5 protein-coding genes and 1 pseudogene are annotated in these 5,213 nt (G+C 68.3%); 1 reads left to right on the top strand and 5 read right to left on the bottom strand.

The window, feature by feature from the left end; all coding sequences use genetic code 11:
* Positions 1-26: 26 nt before the first annotated feature.
* Positions 27-880 (top strand): annotated as a pseudogene (locus tag ACVV2G_RS33145) (IS5 family transposase).
* A 68-nt stretch (positions 881-948) separates the two neighbouring features.
* Here ACVV2G_RS33145 and ACVV2G_RS33140 read toward each other — a convergent pair.
* The 5 genes from ACVV2G_RS33140 to ACVV2G_RS33120 all read right to left on the bottom strand — a co-directional run bounded on the left by ACVV2G_RS33140 (position 949) and on the right by ACVV2G_RS33120 (position 4,136).
* The gene (locus tag ACVV2G_RS33140; protein WP_453846470.1) at positions 949-1,347 is read right to left on the bottom strand and encodes a hypothetical protein; all 399 of its coding nucleotides are present in this window, start codon (positions 1,345-1,347) and stop codon (positions 949-951) included.
* Positions 1,344-2,192: an IS5 family transposase gene (locus ACVV2G_RS33135; protein WP_453846469.1), complete on the bottom strand. Its 849-nt coding sequence runs from the start codon at positions 2,190-2,192 to the stop codon at positions 1,344-1,346. The genes ACVV2G_RS33140 and ACVV2G_RS33135 overlap by 4 nt, the downstream gene beginning before the upstream one ends.
* A 140-nt stretch (positions 2,193-2,332) precedes the next feature.
* Positions 2,333-2,638, bottom strand: a complete 306-nt coding sequence (locus tag ACVV2G_RS33130; protein ID WP_453846468.1) for a hypothetical protein — start codon at positions 2,636-2,638, stop codon at positions 2,333-2,335.
* A gap of 269 nt (positions 2,639-2,907) precedes the next feature.
* The gene (locus tag ACVV2G_RS33125; protein WP_228970936.1) at positions 2,908-3,381 is read right to left on the bottom strand and encodes a helix-turn-helix domain-containing protein; all 474 of its coding nucleotides are present in this window, start codon (positions 3,379-3,381) and stop codon (positions 2,908-2,910) included.
* Positions 3,378-4,136 (bottom strand): hypothetical protein, encoded by a 759-nt coding sequence (locus ACVV2G_RS33120; protein ID WP_453846467.1) that lies wholly within the window; start codon positions 4,134-4,136, stop codon positions 3,378-3,380. Before ACVV2G_RS33120 ends, ACVV2G_RS33125 begins: the two co-directional genes overlap by 4 nt.
* Positions 4,137-5,213: the final 1,077 nt, after the last annotated feature.

The following is a 5,213-nucleotide window of genomic DNA, read 5'->3' as shown; positions in this document are numbered from 1 at the left end:
ACTGGCTCTAACAAAAGCTGCTGATCATGAGGCTGTCGGCCGCTCTGCCCGTATGTCTGGGCATGGGAAACCGTCAGTCGCGGCCGTGGATCGTGTCGGACGAACTGTGGTCGCTGGTCGAGCCGTTGCTGCCGCAGCCGGGTCCGAAGAAGGCCGAGGGCAGACCGCGGGTGCCAGACCGGCAGGCCCTGTGCGGCATCCTCTTCGTCCTGCACACCGGAATCCAGTGGGAGTACCTGCCCCAGGAACTCGGCTTCGGCTCGGGCATGACCTGCTGGCGGCGCCTTGCGGCCTGGAACGAGGCCGGCGTCTGGGACCAGCTGCACCAGCTGCTGCTGAACGAGCTGCGGTCGAAGAACCAGCTGGACTGGGAACGGGCGGTGATCGACTCCTCGCATGTGCGGGCCGCCCGACGGGGCCCAAAAGCGGGCCCAGCCCGGTCGACCGCGCACGGCCGGGCAGCAAACACCACCTCATCGTCGACGGCCAGGGCATCCCGCTCGCGGTGTCGCTGACCGGCGGCAACCGCAATGACGTCACCCAACTCGAGCCGCTGCTCGACAAGATTCCCGCCGTCGCGGGCCGGGTCGGCAGGCCGCGCCGGCGCCCGGATGCACTGCTGGCCGACCGCGGCTACGACCACGACAAGTACCGCCGCCTGCTCTGGCAGAGAGGCATACGCCCCGTGATCGCGAAGCGAGGCGAGCCGCACGGCACCGGCCTGGGCACCTTCCGCTACGTCGTTGAGCGCACGATCGCCTGGCTCCACGGCTTCCGCCGCCTGCGCATCCGCTGGGAACGACGCGACGACATCCACGAAGCATTCCTGGGCCTCGCCGTCTGCCTGATCACCCACCGCCACGTCCAGCGGCTTTGTTAGGACCTCTTAATGGGCGGTTCGTGAGGTGATGTCCGTTTCCTGCTGAGGTTGGAGCAAGGTTGCGTCGGCTATTGCTTCCTGGCGAAGTTGCCGGTGTCGGCCTCGGTGAGGATCTCGAGTTTGACCAGGCGTTTCAGCTTGGCGCGGGTGCCTTCGACGTTCTTTGGCAGCAGTTCGTGGCCGAGGGCTTCGCAGACGTCCTTGGCCCGTAGCGGTCCGGTTGTCTGGTTGAAGGCGTCGAGGATGCGGGGGTAGTCCGGGTGCTCGGGCAGGTCCGGTGCGACGTTCGGGAGCCGGTCGGCGAGGCCGGTGACGGTCGTGCGGGTGATCGCGAGGTGTTCGAGGTGCATCTCGGCCTCCCGCAGCCGGGTCTGCAGGCCGTCAATCTGCGTGCGGAGGTCGTCGGCCAGGGCCCGGGCGGCGTCTTCCTGGAGGTCCAGGGCGTCGAGCAGGGGCTGGAGGTTCACCCTGCCGCCGCCTTCACCTCGCGCCAGGTGGGGGCGTTCGCGCCGGTGAGGCGGCGGGTCATGACGTGGGTCATCGCCCAGTAGACGCGCGAGGCGGAGGAGGAAGGGCGGTGCTCGTAGTCGCGGACCAGGCGGCGGTGCAGTATCAGGATGCCGTAGGTCTGCTCGACCCTCCATCGCTTCGGCTGCGGCACGAACCCCTTGACCTGCGGGTCGCGTGCGACGATCTCGACATCGATGCCCAGGCCGGCGCCGTGCGCGACGACCTGGTTCTTGAAGCCCTGGTCGACCAGGGCTTTGCGGACGCTTCCGTCGGCGTGCTCGGCGACCTGGTCCAGCAGGAGGATGCCCGCGGCGTTGTCGTGGGTGTTCGCGGCGAGGACGACGACTGCGATGACCAGGCCCAGGACGTCCACGGCCAGTCCGCGTTTGCGGCCGGGCACCCGCTTGGCCGGATCATGGCCGGTCGTGGCGGCAGGGACCCCGGCCGCCACGTGGACACTCTGGGTGTCCAGGACCACCAGGGTCGGGTCCTCTAATCGGCGGGCGCGTTCACGGACCTGGCAGCGCAGAAGTTCATGGATGACCTGGTCGGTGCCGTCGTCCCGCCAGGCGGCGAAGTAGTAGTAGGTCGCGCTCTTGGGCGGCAGGTCATGCGGGAGATAGGCCCACTGGCAGCCGGTTCGCCCCTGGTAGAGGATCGCGTTCACGATCTCCCGCATGTCGTAGGCGCCCTGGTGGCCGCTGACCGAGCGGTGCCGGTCCTTCCACGCGGTGATCACCGGCTCGATCAATGACCACTGCTCGTCCGATAAGTCACTCGGGTACAGCTTGCGTTCACTCACCCGGTCACATCACCAGATCAGCACCCGTGACCGGCGGATTCCGTCCTGCCGCCACACCATCAGGCGACAGCAGAACCACTCAAAGACTCACGAACCGCCCACTTACTCGTGCAGCAGGCGGCCCGCTGCCTCCGAGACGGCTACGCGGTCGCTGCTGCTGCCCCCGGCTTGTTGCCCGGTCGGCCGCTGCTGCGCCCGCACGCCCGCACGGCACAGTCGAGGAGGACGTCGAAGTCGGCATCGAGATCGACCCCGGAGCCATGGCGCGCGACCTCGCGGGCTCCCTTCATGGCCTCCCAGGCGACGGTCTCCGCGAGGGTCGGCTGCTGGCCGTAGAAGTCCAGCGCGTCAGCCAGGTAGGCGGCGAAGCCGAACTGGTAGGTGCGGGCCTGGTCCACTTCCTGCACGCGGCGTTCGGCGCGCCGGGCCGCCTCGAACCAGTCCATGGCCCGTTCCCGGCCCACGGCATTCACGGCGATTTTGAAGAACGACGTCAGGGGCTCCGTCCTCTCGCTGGGGCCGCCCGACCGTGACCTGACACTCGCTGCTCCAGCTACGCCGACCGAGCTGGTGACGATCCGTTTGGCCCTGCACAGGGGAATCTTTGTCCACGCAGACGGAGCCCTTTGGTGTCGGCGCCGACACCGGGAACGCGTTCGGCGCCGCACCCGTGGAGGGTGCAGCGCCGATGTCTACGGGAGGATGCCGAGCCTGGTCAGCCGACGGCGTGCAGCGAACCGCGCCTCTTGGCGGCCGCGGCCTTCTTGGCAGCGGCTGCTGCTGCCCGCTTCTTGCGCTGCTCGGCGAGCTGGTCCTGGTAGGCGGCGACGGCCCGGTGGTAGTCCGCCACGTAGGTCTTGCTGTCCAGCCGGTCCGCCTTGGGCATCATCTTGACGGCGTCCAGGGCGTCCTCGGGGGAGTTGTAGCCGGCCAGCATCGGGTTGATCTGGTAGACGCCGTTACGGACCTTCTTCACCAGCTTCGCCAGCTCCAGCTCCCGCAGCGCGGCGTTCACGCTGGGACGGCTGAGCCCGAGCAGCTCACCGAGGGTGGCCTGGTCCATCGCGATCCGGCCGCCGGCCTCACTGCGTGCCCGGAGCTTCAGCAGCGCACGGTAGGCGGCAGGCGGCAGGTCCAGGTCGGCGAGAAGACCGTCGGCGTTGGTCGCCGACCACTTCAACGTACTCACTGGGCTGATCCCTCCTCCTGGCGCTGCGCACGGGCCAGTCGGCGTGCAGCGCGTTCCTCGGCCCGCTTCTTGCGCAGTTCCTCGATCGCCTCACGCATGTGCTCCAGCGACGGGAACCGCACCAGATCCGGCAGGCTCTCATCCCTGCGGATCTTCGCGATCGTCTTGTCCTGGTCGACCTGCACGTACTCGGCTTCCACCAGCTCCGTGCCCGGGATGAACTCCGCTACACGGTACGAGTAGGGCGGGTTGAACTGGTAGACACCGCGGCGCACCTTGAAGACGATGCCATGGCCCATGACCTCCTGCAGCGCCTCATTGATCTTCGCGCGGGGCACGTCCAGGACCGTCGCCATCTCCTCCTGCGTCAGCCGGATCCGCCCGCCGGCCTTCTGACAGGCGATCAGCAGCAGGATCAGCCGCAACGGCAGAGCCTCGCGGAAGTACTGCGCGATCAGGAAGAAGAACTCCAGCGAGTCCATGGAGAACGCCTTCGGGCGCTCCGGGTGTTCGTAGAACTCCATTGGCTTGCGCTCGCTGCTCAGCGAGAGCTTCCGGCGCGGGTAGCGGCGAGCGACCGAGTCGAGGTCCTCAACCGGCTGCACCGGCTTGGACCACGCCTGGATCTCCTCACCGAGGGGCAGCTCCGTACGGCGCACTGCGCGCTTCGGTGCGGGACGACGGCGCTGTGGCTCGGGTGTCACGAGGCTGCTCTCCACTCCTCTGATCTTGGACGCCAGCAGTATGTCAGCCACACCGACAGATATGTCGGCCTCACTGACATTCCGGCGTGTTGTGTCCCCCCAGGGGGGACAGATCTCCCCCCTGCAGGCGACGGGAGACCGTTCAACGGGACGCCGTCAGGAACGTCGGCCTGGCTGACGTTTCGAGCCTAAAACTGTCGGCCTGGCTGACATTCCGTCTGCGATGTGACTACTCAGGAGGTACACATCGCAGACGTTGTGTACCTCCTGGGGTGACAGATCGCCGGATGTGCAGGCCGCTGACCAGCGGGTTCTTGATCTGCGTAAGTATTAGGTGGCTGAGGTCGACCCGCAGGCGCCGGCCGGAACCCCTCGTGGCTGAGGCGGCTTCGCGTGCGGCCCCGTGGGCCCGCGCAGACCATAGGCGGCACCAGCGGCTCTGAGTCTCGGGCGGTGCCGACCGTGACGAACAAGCACCAGGAGGCGAGGCCGGCCTCCGTGGCGGGTTCCGCCGCCCGGCCCGAGGGGCCGTTCGGCTCCGGTACCTCCGCACGCCGGAATACATGCTTTCCGATATCTGAGGTGCCGTTCTGTGGCTGAGACCCGAAGCCGCTCAATTCGTGATTCCTCGCGTGACTAGGTGGCAAAACACGGGCGCTGACGTTTCATCAAAAGGCGCGCCCCGCCCGGGTGGTTGGGGGGTGTCCCATGTTTCCGCCAACGGTACATGCTGCATCAACCTGATGCACGCGGTACACTGGAACCCACACGAACGAGCGACCCCCACCCCTCGTAGCCAGCCCGGCCCGCGCCAGCGGGCCCCAACGGTTCTGGAGGCGCAGCCGGAGGGACCGTCAGGCGGGGGAGCGCAGCGGACCCGCCGGGAGCGGCCCCGCGCTCCCCTCAACTCCCGCACTGGAGGCCCCACCAGCCGCACCGTCAGACCCCGAGCAGCCCGGCCGCGTACCGCGCGGCCCGCCGGGCGCGCAGCGGCCGGCCCGCACCGCCTCCTGGAGCGCAGCGGAGGGAGGCGCCCTCGCATCGCGAGGGCCAGCGGGAGCGCAGTGACCGCCCCGCTTGCACATCGCGCAGCGATGTGGTACCCGCTCCGCGGGAGATCGGAAGAGC

It is taken from the genome of Streptomyces sp. JK94 (assembly GCF_053613315.1).
Note: the sequence above shows the minus strand (reverse complement) of the source record. Positions and strands in the feature narration are given on the sequence as shown.

Bases quoted from the DNA above. Each gene is read 5' to 3' on its own strand.
- ACVV2G_RS33130 (WP_453846468.1), bottom strand. From the start codon at position 2,638: ATGGACTGGTTCGAGGCGGCCCGGCGCGCCGAACGCCGCGTGCAGGAA.